Here is a 14,699-nt window from a genome sequence, read left to right as displayed (position 1 = left end):
GCACCTATCCTGATCCGAGCAACAAGGAGACGCGCGCATGCTGGACAAGAGCCACAAACCCAAATGGACAAGTTTCGAAGAGGCCACGCCCGCCGACTGGGCCGCGGTGATGGCCTACGAAGAGGATTATAACGCCGCCCTGCCCGACCGGATCCTCGATGCGATCCGCTCGCTGGACGAGGACTGGACCCCCTACCCGGTGAACCGGTACCAGCATTGCCTTCAAGCCGCGACGCGCGCCTGGGCCGATGGCGCGGAGGATGAGATTATCGTCGCCGCCCTGGTGCATGACGTGGGCGACATCCTGTCGCCCTACAACCATGGCGAGCTGGCCGCGGCCATGATGAAACCCTATGTCAGCGCGCGCACTCACTGGATCCTGAAGCACCACTGTGTCTTTCAGGGCTGGTATTACAACCACCATCTGGGCGGGGACCGCAACGCGCGCGACAAGTATCGCGACAGCCCATATTGGGAGGATTGCCGCTATTTCTGCCACGAATACGATCAATGCGCCTTCGACCCGGATTACCCGACCAAAGACCTTGCCTTTTTCGAACCGATCCTGCGCCGCGTGCTGTCAAGGGGCGAGGGGCATATGGAATTGAACGAAACCGCCGAGGGGTGATCGCGCAACAGTCGAAAACAGGAAAGGCGGGCCCGAAAGCCCGCCTTCTTTCATTCCGGTACGGCGGGATCAGACGAACTCCGCACGTTCCTCGACTTCGGGCCTGGCCAGATCCAGCGCTGCGCCAAGGTCGATCGAGCGGTCGAACAGAGCCCGGCCGATGATCGTGCCCGAGACATAGGGCACGTATTTCAGGCGCGACACATCATCCAGCTCGCGAATGGTGCCGCGTGCGATGACCGGGGCGTTGGCTTCACCGGCCAGCTGCGTGACCAGCGCCAGGCTGTCCAGCGCCTCGCCGATGTCGGCACCGATATCGGTGATCACGATCGCTGCCAGCGGGTCGGCGGCATAGCTTTTCAGGAAGGTGGACGGATCCATCGCCGAGGAGCTGCGCCAGGCATCGGTCACAACGTGGCCTTCCCAGACATCGACCGACAGCACGATCTGGTCGGGGTAGCGCAGCGCGGCTTCCTTGACCAGGTCGGGCTGATAGACCGCAACCGAGCCGACGACAATACGCGCCGCCCCCGCGTCGATCCATTCCTCGATGCGCTCCATCGTGCGGAAACCACCGCCCAGCGTCACCGGGACATGCACGGCGCGGATGATTTCGAGGATCAACTCGTCATTGCGATGATCGCCGGACATGGCATCAAAATCGGTCACGTGGATCGCCTCGGCACCGGCTTCGACATATTCCTGGGCCCGTTTCACCGGATCCACATGCCAGATCTGCGGCTCTTCCGTCCGTCCGCGATGCAGGCTGACACAGCGCCCTTCCTGCAGTTCGATCAGGGGATAAATGATCATTTCGGCCCTCCTCATAGAGTTCATCACGGGTCTTGCGACCCGATCACAGCAAGCGCGATTCCCGCGTCGCCGTCACAGGCGAAAACGACACCGGATACGCTGAATAAGACCCAAACAACGTCAACATGGGAATCGCGCTGGCATTTCCCTGAACCCCCAGCCTAGCACGGCCGGTCCAAAAACAGGAAAAGCCCCGCCGAGGCGGGGCTTTTCGCAAGGGTTAGGCAGGATCAGCCGTTCACGCGGATGTTCGCGTTGGTCGGATCATAGGGGCTGTCCTCGACGATCTCGGCATCCCACAGCTGGTTTTGCAGTTTCACTTTCAGTTTCTGCCCGACATTTGCCAGCTCGGGCGAGACATAGCCCATACCGATCGACTTGCCGAAATGCACCGAGTAGCCGCCGGAGGTCAGTCGCCCCACCTTGGTGTCACCGTCGAACAGGGCTTCGCGGCCCCAGGGGTCAGCATCGTCCGGCCCGTCGATCAACAGGGTCACGCATTTGGAACGAATGCCCTTGGCGAGCATCGCTTCCTTGCCGTGGAAATCCTTTTCCAGATCGATGAAACGCGGCAGGTCGGCCTCTTGCGGGGTCGCGTCGCGGCCCAGCTCGGTGCCAAAGGCGCGGTAGCTCTTCTCCTGACGCAGCCAGTTCTGCGCGCGGGCGCCGACCAGTTTCATGCCGTGTTTTTCGCCAGCCTTGGTCAGCAGATCCCACAGGTAGTTCTGCATCTCGATCGGGTGGTGCAGTTCCCAGCCCAGCTCGCCGGTATAGGCCACGCGGATCGCGTTGACCGGGCACATGCCCAGCTCGATCTGCTTGGCCGACAGCCAGGGGAAGCGCTTGTTGGACAGGGCAGTGGACGGCTCGGCATCCACGATCACCTCGTTCAGAACGTCACGCGACTTGGGTCCGGCGATGGCGAAAACGCCCCACTGGGTGGTCACGTCCTGGATCTCGATGTAGCCGAATTCCTCCATCTTGTCCTCGGCGGCCTTGCGCAGGAAGTCGGCGTCATATTCGGTCCAGGCCCCGGCGGAGACGAGGTAGTAGTTGTCCTCGCCATTGCGCACGATGGTGTATTCCGTGCGCGTGGTGCCGTGGCTGGTCAGGGCGTAGGTCAGGTTGATCCGGCCCACGCGCGGCAGCTTGTTGCAGGTAAACCAATCCAGGAACCGGGTCGCGCCGGGGCCCTTGACCACATGTTTGGTGAAGGCGGTGGCGTCGATCAGGCCGACACCTTCGCGGATCGCCTTGGCTTCTTCCACGGCGTATTTCCACCACTCACCACGGCGGAACGAACGGCTTTCCTCGTCAAAGTTCGCGGGCGCATCCACGGGGCCGTAGTAGTTCGGACGCTCCCAGCCGTTGACCCAGCCGAATTGCGCGCCCTTGGCGGCCTGACGGTCATAGGCGGGCGAGGTGCGCAGCGGCCGGGCCGCCGGGCGTTCTTCGTCCGGGTGGTGCAGGATGTAGACGTGCTCGTAGCACTCCTCGTTCTTGCGCGCGGCGAATTCGGTGGTCATCCAGTTGGACGAATACCGCTTGGGGTCGAGCGACGCCATGTCGATCTCGGCCTCGCCATCGACCATCATCTGAGCGAGGTAATAGCCGGTGCCGCCCGCTGCGGTGATCCCGAACGAGAAGCCCTCGGCCAGCCACATGTTGCGCAGGCCCGGCGCGGGGCCGACCAGCGGGTTGCCGTCGGGGGTGTAGCAGATCGGACCATTGAAATCGTCCTTCAACCCGCTTTCGGCGCAGGAGGGCACACGTTCCGCCATCGCCATGTACTGATCGGCGATGCGGTCCAGATCCAGCGGGAACAGGTCGGCGCGGAAGCTGTCCGGCACCCCATGTTCGAAGCGCGCGGGCGCGCCGCGCTCATAGATGCCCAGGATCCAGCCGCCACGCTCTTCGCGGGCATAGCTCTCGTTGTCGGCGTCACGCACGACGGGGTGTTCCGGGTTGCCCGCTTCGCGCCATTTGACCAGTTCGGGGTCCTTGTCCATGACGATGAACGTGTGTTCAACCGGGATCGCCGGCATCTTGATGCCCAGCATCTTTGCAGTTCGCTGTGCGTGGTTGCCCGAAGCGGTCACGACATGTTCCGCGGTGATCACCACCTGCTCGTCGCTTTCGACCAGGTTGCCGCCCTTTTCGACCATCTTTGTGCAGGTCACTTCCCAGTGGGTGCCGTTCCAGTGGAACGCATCGGCCTGCAGCTTGCGCACGATCTCGGCGCCGTGCTGGCGCGCACCCTTGGCCATGGCCTGGGTTACGTCGGCGGGGTTAATATAGCCGTCCTCGGTGTGATACAGCGCGCCTTTCAGGTCGTCTGTCTTGATCAGCGGCCAGCGTTCCTTGATCTGGTCCGGGCTCAGGAACTCATAGTTGATACCCACGGTGTCCGCGGTCGAGGCATAGAGCATGTATTCATCCATACGCTCATCCGTCTGCGCCATGCGCAGGTTGCCGACCACGGCGAAGCCCGCATTCAGGCCGGTCTCTTCTTCAAGCTGCTTGTAGAACTTGACCGAATAGTCGTGGATATGGGTCGTCGCATAGGACATGTTGAACAGCGGCAGCAGGCCCGCGGCGTGCCAGGTCGACCCGGCGGTCAACTCGTCACGCTCGATCAGCATGACGTCATCCCAGCCCGCCTTGGCCAGGTGATAGGCGATCGAGGCCCCGACGGCACCCCCGCCGACGACAAGCGCTTTGACATTGGTTTTCATGGACGACTCCCTTGGGGAAACAGTGTCGGAAATTTTGTGCTGATCAAACATGGCGCATTGCCGGGGCCCGCGCAAAACCAGCCCGACGCTAATTCGCGAAAAAACGACTACCCGCGTCGGTTTCCCGCAGGCAATTGCGGCCCGTGCACGGCGGAGGCCGGCTTGAAGCGGCAAGAATCAAGAGCGTGTACACGCCCGTCGGGCGAGCCACTTACCGCCCCAGCCGCGCGTCGAATCCGTCCAGCGGCAGCACCGGGTCGATCAGGGTGCGCAGTGCGGCGCGGCGCGGCGCGCGGGGGTCGAACATCGTGTAGCAGACGTAATCCTCGATCATGGCCGCCTGTTGCTCGAACCCGTAGGTCAGAAAGGCGCGGTCCGCCTCGGGCGCGTACCAATAGGGGTCGCGGCTGCGTACGGTTTCCGCGCCGGAGGTCGCCGGGTCATAGTCGGTACGCGCGCGGTTCTGCCATTGCCAGACATGTACCAGCTCATGTGCCATCAGCAGCGCCTGTGGCAGCGGCACGACGCGGGGCCAGCCGGCCATCATGTCGGAACGGTAGACGTCGCGTTTCAGAAAGATCTGGTTCCACAGCACCATGCCGGCCGGCCATTGGAGCCCTTCGCGCGGGCTGGGCTCGCGGGTGCAGATGCCTTCAGGGGGGCGGTTCGGCGGGGGGGCCGGGTCTTCGCCCGATGCCTCAGGCTCCGGGTCTCCGGGCGGCGGTGTCAGCCCGAGCCCGGCCTGTATCACGACGCGCCCCTGGTCCAGACTGTCACCGAACAGCACCCGGGCGAAATCGGCCTCGCCCGGTGCCAGCCCACGGGCGCAGGCGGCAACGGACAGACAAATCACGGGCAGATGAAACAGGCGCGCCATGCGCCCAGCTTTCGGCACGCCCCCCGAAAAAGCAAGACCCCGCCAAAGCGGGCGAGTCAGCCTTTGCCCTGCCTGTTCCACAGCGGGGTCAACAGCTGGATGAGGCCCGCCTCCAGCCCGTGCAGAGTGACTATCGGCAACCCATTCCAAAGCCCATCCGGAGGGGTGGCCACCAGAACGCGGACACCTGTGCCCTGCCTCAAAACCTCGCCAATCTGCCGTTTCACTGCCGCGCTGGTCCGCTGGCGGTAGTGCCCACGACGATAGTCGGCCATGCGCGCCCTAAGAGTGCGAGAGGTCTTTCCGACATAGACTACCTCTTCGCCAACCACGAATGCGTAAACTCCCGGCGCATCCGGGGCTTGACGCTCCAGACGCATTTCCCCCGCGCCATCTTCCTCCCAATCGCCCAGATAGGAAAACCCGTTCTTCAACAGAATGTCCCACTTGTACTCCGTATCGCGGAGCAGTTCCTTCCCGCCAGAGGGCGGCACCTCATTCAAAGGCCAGCCTGTGTGTTTTTCTTCATTTCCCGGGTCATACCGACGCCCGGACAACTCGGGATGGGAGGCGCGTTTCCACGCCCCATATTGCGTGGAAACGGTTTTGTGCAGTATGTCCGAAACCTCGGGGTGACCGCAAACTTCGGCACGTCCAGCTGGACGCCCAAATTCGGCTGTCAGCCGATCCGCCAGGTTCCAGACTCGGCGTGACTTTGTGCCTTCGGATGGGCGTCGGAGACTCACAGCATTCCCGGCACCACCTGGTCCGGTGGACGGTGGCCGTCGGCGAAGGTCTTGATGTTGATGATCACCTTCTCGCCCATCTCGATCCGGCCTTCATGCGTGGCCGAGCCCATATGTGGCAGCGCCACGACGCTGGGCAGGTCGCGCAGACGCGGGTTGATCTCGGCCCCGTGTTCATAGACGTCGAGCCCGGCGCCGGAGATCTCGCCCGCGCGCAGCATGCGGGTCAACGCGTTCTCGTCGATCACTTCTCCGCGCGAGGTGTTCACGATCACCGCATCCGGCTTCATCAGCTTCAAACGGCGCGCGTTCATCAGGTGGAAGGTCGAGGGCGTATGCGGGCAGTTGATCGACAGCACGTCCATGCGCGCCACCATCTGGTCGAGGCTTTCCCAATATGTCGCCTCGTAGCGCTCTTCGATTTCCGCGTGAAGGCGCTTGCGGTTGTGGTAATGCACCTGCATGCCGAAAGCTTTGGCGCGGGCGGCCACGGCCTGACCGATGCGCCCCATGCCCAGGATACCCAGACGGCGCCCCTGGATGCGGTGGCCCAACATGCCCGAGGGCGACCAGCCCTCCCACTTGCCTTCGGACATCAGGCGGATGCCTTCCGGGAAACGGCGGGTCACGGCCAGGATCAGCGCAAGGGCCATATCCGCCGTATCATCCGCCGACACGCCGGGCGTGTTCGACACCAGAACGCCGCGCTGCCGCGCCGTATGAATGTCGATATGGTCGACGCCCGCGCCGTAGTTGGCGATCAGTTTCAGCTTGCCACCGGCCGCCGCCAGCATGCTCTGGTCGATCTGGTCGGTCAGGGTGGGCACCAGCACATCGGCCCGTTTCATCGCACCGAGCAGTTCGTCGCGCGACATCGGCGTGTCGTCCTCTCGCAGCTCGACGTCGAAGAGCTCCTTCATCCGGGTCTCGACCGGTTCCGGCAACCGTCGCGTCACGACAACACTCAGACGTTCAGGGGCCATGCTGCCCTCCCTTCTTCTTTTCTTTCTCGGCTCACGGTGACAAACTGGCAAGGAACGCGATGCTGCACAAGCACCAACGCACGTGCAGAAAGAAAAGAATGACGTTCGAGGGCTGTCAGGTGAATTACGTCGGGTGGACGAAGGGGGCCGCATGCGGTTGATCGGGGCAATTCTGGCCGGATGCATGGTGGTGTACGGCCTGCCTGCGCTTGCGGCAAAGAACGAGGAGCGCGGCTCGGTCACAAACCTGCCGATCCCGCGCTATGTTTCCCTGAAGACCGACGAGGGCAATGTGCGCCGTGGCCCATCGCTGACCCACCGGATCGACTGGGTGTTCACGGCACCGGGCATGCCCCTGGAGATCATCGGAGAATTTGGCCACTGGCGCCAGGTCCGCGACCGCGACGGCGTCGGCGGCTGGATGCACTATTCGCTTCTGTCCGGCGCGCGCACGGTGATCATAGAAACCGACCTTACTGCGCTTTTCCAGCGCCCCGATTCATCGACGCGGGTCAATGCCTATCTCGAAGCCGGGGTCATTGCGCGGGTCGAGGAATGTGCCACCGACTGGTGCCTGTTGCGCGCTGACGGGCAAAAGGGCTGGGCGCCAAAATCCGCGTTCTGGGGGGTTCGTACAGACGAGGTAATCCACTAGATGGACCTGATAGACTCCCCCCGGGGCGCACGGAGGCTGAGGGTCGGGCGGGCCATCGTCATCCATGCCGACGCGGGCTGGCTGGAGCGTATCGCCGAGGGGCATCTCGACCTGTTTCGCAAGCTCGAAGCAAAGGCCGCCAGGGAAGGCTGGCCCATGCTGCTGGTCGCTCACGGCAGCCGCGAGGCCGCCGAATTGGACCGCCGCCCCGAGGACATCCGCCTGATCTGCGCCGACGCGCCGGGCTATGCGCCACGGACGCTGCATGTTCAACCCAGCTACATCTGGGGCTTCTGGCACCTGGACGAGTTGGGCCTGCGCGCCCACAGTTCCCTGCGGTTCGGGGGATTCTGCGCGGACCGGGTGGACCCGGGCAAGGCGCGCTATTTCTTCGACGGGGTCTCGGGCTACATGCTGCGCGAAAATATCTCCGGCCGGCCGCAGGAAGTGCGCGTGCATGCGCCTCTGCAAGGCGCACGGGCGACCGTGTTCTGCCAGGAGATCGAGGACAGGCCGGGCGAGCGGCTCCACCATCTGACCACCGAAGAGATGATCCGCACCTGCGCCGAACATGATCGCGAGGCATTGATCTATGTAAAGCTGCACCCGGCAACATCGAAACCTGCCCGCCGCACCATCATGGACATCACGCGGGACTATCCGAACGTGAAACTGTCCGAAGCCTCGGTACATGACCTGATCGAGGCGTCGGATCTGGTGGTCACTCAGACCTCGGCAGTGGGGTTCGAGGCCCTGATGCAGCGCTGCGCGGTGGTGACTTGCGGCAAGGTGGACTACTGGCAAGCCACCCTGACCGCACGGCGGGTGTCGGACCTGCGCGAGGCATTGAGCTTCGGACCGGAGGCGATGGCGGAGTTTCCCTTCGCCAGGTTCTTTTACTGGTACCTGGGCCAGCGCTGCCTGGAACCGGCGAAGGAGGGGGTCGAGACGCGCGCCTGGGCACGGATCCGCGAGAAGGCACTGCTGTGACCTTGCGAGCCGGGCAGGGAATCGGATAGCGCAGTGCCATGGCCGACACACGCACACGCATGAACCTTTCCGCCGGGATCGCCTCGGCCTCCGTCGCCGCGACGCTGGTGCTGCTGAAACTCTGGGCCCTTGGCGAAACCAATGCCTTGTCCGTGGCGGCGTCCCTGGCGGATTCGGCGATGGACCTGATGGTGTCATTGGGCGCCCTGGCGGCGATCTGGTACGCCGCGCGCCCCGCCGACGACGACCACACTTTCGGCCATACGTCGGCCGAGGACCTGGCGGCGCTGGGGCAGAGCCTGTTCATCCTGGTTTCCGCCGGCATCATTGCCTTTGCCGCCGTGACACGGCTCTGGTCCGGCGAACCCGCCCCCATCATGGCCCATGGCAAGGGCATCATCGTCATGGGCACCTCGATCGTGCTGACCCTGTCGCTGGTGCTGTGGCAACGCTTCGTGGCCGCGCGCACCGGGTCGGCGGTGGTCAAGGCGGACAGCCTGCATTACCTGGGCGACCTCATCCCGAACATCGGCGCAATCCTGTCGCTCTGGGCGGCGAGCTGGTTCCAGATGGAAGCAATCGACAGCGCCGTGGCCATCGGCGCGGCCATCCTGCTGGCGGTCGGTGCGCTTCGGATCTTCAAGACCGCCTGGGACGGGCTGATGGACCGCGCCGCCGACCCCGAGATGATCGCCGGGATCGAGGCAATTGCCCACGGCTGGCCGGGCGTATACGGGTATCACGACCTCAAGACTCGGCGCGCCGGCAGCAAGGTGTTCGTCAACATGCATATCGAACTGGACGGCGCGCAAAGCCTGGACGAGGCCCACGCCACCGGCGCCGCCCTGCGCCGCGCCATTTTGCGCGCCTATCCGCAAACGGATGTCATGTTGCACAAGGATCCGGTCGGGGTGCTGCCGCATCCGGAAGACCCTTCGCGCGCGCCGCAATAAGGCAATGGGGCGCACCCGCCCAGCGCCTGCGCCCCTGTGGGGCTTGTCGTTGGTTGGGCGTGGCCCGTTTTGCTGTGCAAAACGGGCGAAGGGGCTTTGCCCCTCGCGCTGACGCGCTCACCCCAGGATATTTTTGGCAAGATAAAGAACAGGGGGGGCTTGCCCGACGCGGCGTAGCGGGGTGGCGCCCGGCCGCCCCGCCGCAGTTCCGACCGAGGGTGGGAGCCGGGCCGGGGTTTTCAGGTCATGCCGCGGCGAGCCCCCTGCCTTTCAAGAGCGCCTCGACGCCCGGCAGACGGCCGCGGAAGGCACGATAGAGGTCTTCGGCCTCCACCGAACCGCCGGCCGACAGGATGTGTTTTTCCAGCAGCCGCGCGGTCTCGGCGTGGAAGGGATCACCCGCGTCCAGAAACGCCTCGAAGGCGTCGGCATCCATCACCTCCGACCACATGTAGCTGTAATAGCCCGAGGAATACCCGTCGCCTGCAAAGACATGGGCGAAATGCGGCGTGGCATGGCGCATGCGGATGGCTTTCGGCATGCCGATGGCCTCCAACACTTCGGCCTGGGCCTGCATCGGGTCGGTGGGCGCCGCCCCGTCGTGGAAGGACAGGTCGACAAGGGCCGAGGCCACGAATTCAACCGTCTGGAACCCCATGTCATGGGTGGCCGCCGCCAGCAGCCGGTCCAGCATCGGTTTCGGCATCGCCGCGCCGGTCTCGGCATGGGTGGCGAACTCGCCCAGCACCTCGGGCACTTCCAGCCAATGTTCGTAAAGCTGGCTTGGCAGCTCGACGAAATCGCGCGCCACCGAGGTGCCCGAGATCGACTCGTAAGTCACGTTGGACAACATCTGGTGCAGCGCGTGGCCGAATTCGTGAAACAGCGTGCGCGCGTCGTCCCAGGACAGCAGCGCCGGTTTGCCCGCCTCGGCCTTGGCAAAGTTGCAGACATTGACCACGATGGGGCGAATATCGCCGTCGAGCTTCTGCTGGCTGCGCATGGCCGAACACCAGGCACCGGACCGCTTCGAGCCGCGCGCGAAGTAATCCCCCACGAACACCGCCTGGTGCCGACCGTCGCGCGTCACCTCCCAGGCGCGGGCGTCCTCGTGATAAAGCGGGACCTCCAGGGGTGTGAACTCCAGCCCGAACAGGCGGTTGGCCACGCTGAAGGCAGCTTCGATCATGCGGTCGAGCTGCAGGTAGGGTTTCAGTTCCGCCTCGTCCAGATCGTGTTCCTGCTGGCGGCGACGCTCGGCGTAGTAGTGCCAGTCCCAGGGCTCCAGATCGCCGTTGTAACCGTCGGCATGCAGCATCCGGGTCATGGTGGCCGCATCCTTCAGCGCGGCGGCCCTGGCCGGTTCCCAGACTTCCATCAGCAGATCGCGCACCCGATCGGGATGGCCGGCCATCTCGGTTTCGAGCTTGAACTGGGCGAAACTGTCATAGCCCAGGAGCCGCGCGCGGGTCTCGCGCAGCGACAGGATTTCGGTGGCGATGGCGCGGTTGTCTGTCTCGCCCCCATTGGCGCCGCGCGCGGTATAGGCCTCAAAGGCGGTTTGGCGCAGGTCGCGGCGGGGCGAGAATTGCAAAAACGGGGTAATCAGCGAACGCGAGAGGGTCACGACCGGGCTGTCCGCCCCCTTTTCGGCCCCGGCGGCGCGGGCGGTGTCGAGCACGAAATCGGGAAGACCGTCCAGATCCTCGCCTGAAATTTCCATATGCCAGTCGCGTTCGTCGGCCAGCAGGTTCTGCATGAATTCGGTGCCGAGCACCGCGAGGCGTTCCTGAACCTGCTTGTACCGGTCGCGATCCTGCCCCTGCAGCAACGCGCCTGCCCGGACGAAGCCACGCCGTGTCAGCATCAGAACGCGGGCCTGTTCCGCAGACAGGGCCAGGTCATCGCGCGAAAGCCACAGTGTTTCAACGCGTTTGAAAAGCTGCGCATTCATCGAAATCTCGGCAGCATAGGCGGCGAGTTTCGGCGAGAAGGCACGTTGCAACTCTTCCCGTCTGGGCGTCGAATCCGCCCCGGCCAAATTGTAAAATACCCCCAGCACCCGGTTCAGCGTGGCATCCGCCCGTTCCAGCGCCTCGATCGTATTGGCGAATGTGGGCGCTTCGGGATTGTCGGCAATGGCAGCCAGATTGCCGCGCGCCTCGGCCAGGGCGGCCTCGAAAGCGGGTGCGAAATCCTCGTCCGTGATCGCGCCGAAGGGCGGCAGGTCGAATTGCGTGTCCCAGGCGGACAGAAGCGGGTTGGTCATGCGGGTCTCCTTTGCAGATGCAACCTAGGGACGGATTGCGACATGTCCATACGCAAACGGGCTGGACTTCGTCGAGCAGCGCGCGTTTCCTCGGCGCAAAGGAGTTTCCGCCATGTCCCAGCCGAACCGCCCCATGGGCCCGATGACCACCGCCATTCACGCGGGCGAAGCTCCCGACCCGGCGACCAAGGCTTCGGCGCCACCCTTGCACATGTCATCGACCTTCGTGGTCGAAGAAGCCGCGGGCTTTTCCGCCCATGACATCCCCGAAGATGCCCCTTGGCTTTATGCGCGCTGGGGCAACCCGACCGTGGACATGCTGGAACGCAAGATTGCCACGCTGGAAGGGGTCGAGGCCTGCCTCTGCACCGCCTCGGGCATGGCGGCCGCCAGCGCAATATTCTTTACCTTCCTGTCGGCGGGGGATCATGTGCTGGTCTCGGATGTGTCTTATGCCGGCGTGGCCGAACTGGTGCGCGACACCCTGCCCCGTCTGGGGATCGAGGCCACGGTGGTGAACATGTCGGACCCGGAGGCGGTGGCCGGGGCGCTGCGCCCAAACACCAGGCTGGTTCATGCCGAAACCCCGGTGAATCCGATCGGGCGGCTGACCGACCTGGCGGCGGTGGCGAAGCTGGCGCATGACGCCGGGGCGATCATGTCGGTGGACAGCACCTTCGCTTCCCCCATCGGCACCCGGCCGGCAGAGTTCGGCGTGGACCTGGTGATGCATTCGATCACCAAATACATTGGCGGCCATGGCGACGCGGTGGGTGGCGCGGTGGCGGGCTCGCGCGAGCTGGTGGCCAAAATGCGTGGCGAGGCCTCGATCCACCATGGCGGTATCCTGTCGCCCTTCAATGCCTGGCTGATTGCCCGTGGGGCCGCGACCCTGCCCCTGCGCATGCGGGCGCATGAGGCCGGGGCCATGACGGTCGCTGGCTGGTTGGAGGCCGACCCGCGGGTGAGCCAGGTGATCTACCCCGGTCTGGCCTCACATCCGCAGTATGGGCTGGCGCGGGCCCAGATGACGAATTTTTCGGGCATGCTGTCCTTTCAGGTCGGGGATGCGGCCAAGGGGGAAGCGTTGGCCGAACGCATGATGGAGCGGCTCGAAGTGATCCACTATGCCGTGTCGCTGGGCCATCACCGGTCCCTGGTGTTCTGGATGCCGACCGAAGGTCTGATGGAAAGCTCGTTTCGTCTGGAGGGGGCGGCGCTGGAGGCGTATCGCGCCTATGCCGGGGATGGGATTTTCCGCCTGTCCGTGGGGTTGGAGGATGCAGAAGACCTGATCGCGGACCTCGACCGGGTGCTGTGAACAGAGCCAATGCGGGCTCCCGCCAGCCGCCTGCGCCCTCGGCTTGGCACCTGTTGGGCCAGGCCCGTTTTGCCAGGCAAAACGGGTGGAGGGGCTTTGCCCCTCGCGCTCGCGCGCTCACCCCAGGATATTTTTGCAAGATAAAGGTGAACGGTGCCCGGAGCGACGGGGTGCCCACAAGAGTTTCGAGCTTCGCAGTGCCGGGAACCGGGCCGTTTGCCTGTCAATCGAGGTCGCAACTGTAAAGGGCCATGTCCAGTTCACCGACCTGCGCAGCACCGGTCCGGTAAAACCCGGTCTTTTCCAGAACCCGGATCGAGGCCGGATTGCCCGATGCCACCCGCGCCTCCACTGCCCAGTGACCCCGCGCGCGGGCCTCGTCGAGCGCCAGCGCCACGGCAACCGAGGCCACGCCGCGCCCGACATATGCCTCACCTATGCGGTATCCCAACTGTGCGACTCCGCCATCGATCCCGGCCAGGTTTACCCGGCCCAGAAGGGGCGCGCCTTCTCAGACCGGGTACATCGCGTCGGTTTCCGCCTGCTTTGCCTCGACGATCTTCCTCAGCGATCCCAGCTTCCAATAGGTGTCGGGACGTGGCCCGACCCAGCGTTCGAACCAGGCGCGGTTTTCGATCTCGAATTGCCAGAGCGTGTCGGCATCCCCGACCCGCAGGGGCCGTAAAACGATCTTCACGCAGCGTTCCCGCAGACCGGGCAGTCCTCTCGCCTTTTCGTCCGGATAACCCGCACATCGCCATACATGGCGTCATAGATCAGCATGCGGCCGCGCAGGCCTTCGCCCGCCCGGGACAGTTCCTTGACCACCTCGACCGCCATCATCGAGCCCATGACGCCGGGCAACGGGCCGACCACGCCGGCCTCGGAACAGGACGGGGCAAGCCCCGGCGCGGGGGCTTCCGGGAAGACGCATTGGTAACAGGGCGCGCCCTTGGCGGGGTCAAATGTTGAGATCTGCCCTTCCCACTGGCTCAGCGCCGCGCCGATTACCGGTTTGCCCAGTCTGGCGGCAACGCGGTTCACCAGGTAGCGGGTGGCAAAATTGTCCGTGCCCTCCAGGACCAGGTCATATTCGGCGATGATCGCCTCGGCGCTTTCCTCGTCCAGACGGCGGTTGTAGGGCCGCACCTCGATGGCCGGGTTCTGCGCCTTCATCGCGCGTTCGGCGGAAAACACCTTGGGGGTGCCGATGTCCCGATCGCGGTGGATCACCTGGCGTTGCAGGTTCGAGTTGTCGACCTCGTCATCATCCACCACCCCGATGGTGCCGATCCCGGCAGCGGCCAGGTACAGAAGCGCCGGGCTGCCCAACCCGCCTGCCCCCACCACCAGCACCTTGGCGTTTTTCATCGCCAACTGGCCCGGCCCGCCGACTTCGCGCAACACGATGTGACGCGCATAGCGGTTGAGTTCGGTGTCGGTGAACGGACCTTCTTCGGGCTTCGGGGCCTCGGGCGCGTGTGCCTTCAACCAGGCCACCCCGCGCCCATAGAGCCCCCCCACTGCCACCGCCCCGATTACCACCAGCCAGCCGCCCAGGGTGCCGCCGATCGCCACCACCAGCGGGTTGTTCACCGGCAGGGTCGCATGGATCGCCAGCACCGCGACCAGGACGATGCCGGTCAGGAACCACAGCCGCGCGCGGGGCATGTCAAAGGCCCAGCCCAACCCCCAGATCAGTGCCAAGATGGCCAGAACCCACAGCATG

At 64.6% G+C, this 14,699-nt stretch carries 14 protein-coding genes; 5 read left to right on the top strand and 9 right to left on the bottom strand.

Features of this window, described 5'->3' with window-relative positions; genetic code table 11:
- The first annotated feature begins 37 nt into the window (after positions 1 to 37).
- The gene (locus tag Q1V43_RS15625; protein WP_300520010.1) at positions 38 to 628 is read left to right on the top strand and encodes a phosphohydrolase; all 591 of its coding nucleotides are present in this window, start codon (positions 38 to 40) and stop codon (positions 626 to 628) included.
- Positions 629 to 697: 69 nt separating this feature from the next.
- Here Q1V43_RS15625 and Q1V43_RS15620 read toward each other — a convergent pair whose 3' ends face one another.
- From Q1V43_RS15620 to Q1V43_RS15600, 5 genes are all read right to left on the bottom strand, one after another.
- Positions 698 to 1,441 (bottom strand): 1-(5-phosphoribosyl)-5-[(5-phosphoribosylamino)methylideneamino] imidazole-4-carboxamide isomerase, encoded by a 744-nt coding sequence (locus Q1V43_RS15620; protein ID WP_300520007.1) that lies wholly within the window; start codon positions 1,439 to 1,441, stop codon positions 698 to 700.
- Positions 1,442 to 1,671: 230 nt separating this feature from the next.
- The gene (locus tag Q1V43_RS15615) at positions 1,672 to 4,176 is read right to left on the bottom strand and encodes an FAD-dependent oxidoreductase (RefSeq protein WP_300520005.1); all 2,505 of its coding nucleotides are present in this window, start codon (positions 4,174 to 4,176) and stop codon (positions 1,672 to 1,674) included.
- Positions 4,177 to 4,387: 211 nt separating this feature from the next.
- Entirely contained in the window at positions 4,388 to 5,053 is a 666-nt protein-coding gene (locus Q1V43_RS15610) for a hypothetical protein (RefSeq protein ID WP_300520003.1), read from the bottom strand.
- Between the two features lie 56 nt (positions 5,054 to 5,109).
- A complete protein-coding gene (locus Q1V43_RS15605) occupies positions 5,110 to 5,556 on the bottom strand; it encodes a hypothetical protein (RefSeq protein ID WP_300520000.1) in 447 nt (148 codons plus the stop codon).
- Between the two features lie 239 nt (positions 5,557 to 5,795).
- Positions 5,796 to 6,782, bottom strand: a complete 987-nt coding sequence (locus tag Q1V43_RS15600) for a D-glycerate dehydrogenase (RefSeq protein ID WP_300519998.1) — start codon at positions 6,780 to 6,782, stop codon at positions 5,796 to 5,798.
- A 151-nt stretch (positions 6,783 to 6,933) separates the two neighbouring features.
- Between Q1V43_RS15600 and Q1V43_RS15595 the strand changes: the two genes are divergently transcribed.
- The 3 genes from Q1V43_RS15595 to Q1V43_RS15585 are packed head-to-tail and all read left to right on the top strand — an operon-like array spanning position 6,934 to position 9,380.
- On the top strand, positions 6,934 to 7,437 hold the full coding sequence (locus Q1V43_RS15595) for an SH3 domain-containing protein (protein ID WP_300519996.1): 504 nt from the start codon (positions 6,934 to 6,936) through the stop codon (positions 7,435 to 7,437).
- The gene (locus tag Q1V43_RS15590) at positions 7,438 to 8,427 is read left to right on the top strand and encodes a hypothetical protein (protein WP_300519994.1); all 990 of its coding nucleotides are present in this window, start codon (positions 7,438 to 7,440) and stop codon (positions 8,425 to 8,427) included.
- Between the two features lie 38 nt (positions 8,428 to 8,465).
- Entirely contained in the window at positions 8,466 to 9,380 is a 915-nt protein-coding gene (locus Q1V43_RS15585) for a cation diffusion facilitator family transporter (RefSeq protein WP_300519991.1), read from the top strand.
- 244 nt (positions 9,381 to 9,624) lie between these two features.
- Here the strand turns inward: Q1V43_RS15585 and Q1V43_RS15580 are convergent, their stop codons facing one another.
- Positions 9,625 to 11,649 carry a M3 family metallopeptidase gene (locus Q1V43_RS15580; RefSeq protein WP_300519988.1) on the bottom strand — a complete coding sequence of 675 codons (2,025 nt, stop codon included), beginning with the start codon at positions 11,647 to 11,649 and terminating at the stop codon, positions 9,625 to 9,627.
- 112 nt (positions 11,650 to 11,761) lie between these two features.
- Between Q1V43_RS15580 and Q1V43_RS15575 the strand changes: the two genes are divergently transcribed.
- A complete protein-coding gene (locus Q1V43_RS15575) occupies positions 11,762 to 12,970 on the top strand; it encodes a PLP-dependent aspartate aminotransferase family protein (protein ID WP_300519986.1) in 1,209 nt (402 codons plus the stop codon).
- 223 nt (positions 12,971 to 13,193) lie between these two features.
- Here Q1V43_RS15575 and Q1V43_RS15570 read toward each other — a convergent pair whose 3' ends face one another.
- The 3 genes from Q1V43_RS15570 to moeB are packed head-to-tail and all read right to left on the bottom strand — an operon-like array spanning position 13,194 to position 14,698.
- Positions 13,194 to 13,466 (bottom strand): GNAT family N-acetyltransferase, encoded by a 273-nt coding sequence (locus Q1V43_RS15570; protein WP_300520131.1) that lies wholly within the window; start codon positions 13,464 to 13,466, stop codon positions 13,194 to 13,196.
- Between the two features lie 15 nt (positions 13,467 to 13,481).
- Complete coding sequence (locus Q1V43_RS15565) at positions 13,482 to 13,667, bottom strand: hypothetical protein (RefSeq protein ID WP_300519984.1); 186 nt, start codon at positions 13,665 to 13,667, stop codon at positions 13,482 to 13,484.
- Positions 13,664 to 14,698, bottom strand: a complete 1,035-nt coding sequence (moeB, locus tag Q1V43_RS15560; RefSeq protein WP_300519981.1) for a molybdopterin-synthase adenylyltransferase MoeB — start codon at positions 14,696 to 14,698, stop codon at positions 13,664 to 13,666. The genes Q1V43_RS15565 and moeB overlap by 4 nt, the downstream gene beginning before the upstream one ends.
- Between the last annotated feature and the right edge of the window lies 1 nt (position 14,699).

The organism is Aliiroseovarius sp. (genome assembly GCF_030148435.1).
Classification (GTDB): Bacteria; Pseudomonadota; Alphaproteobacteria; order Rhodobacterales; family Rhodobacteraceae; genus JASBTN01.
The sequence above is the reverse complement of the archived record's forward strand: the minus strand, read 5'-3'. Positions and strand labels throughout refer to the sequence as shown.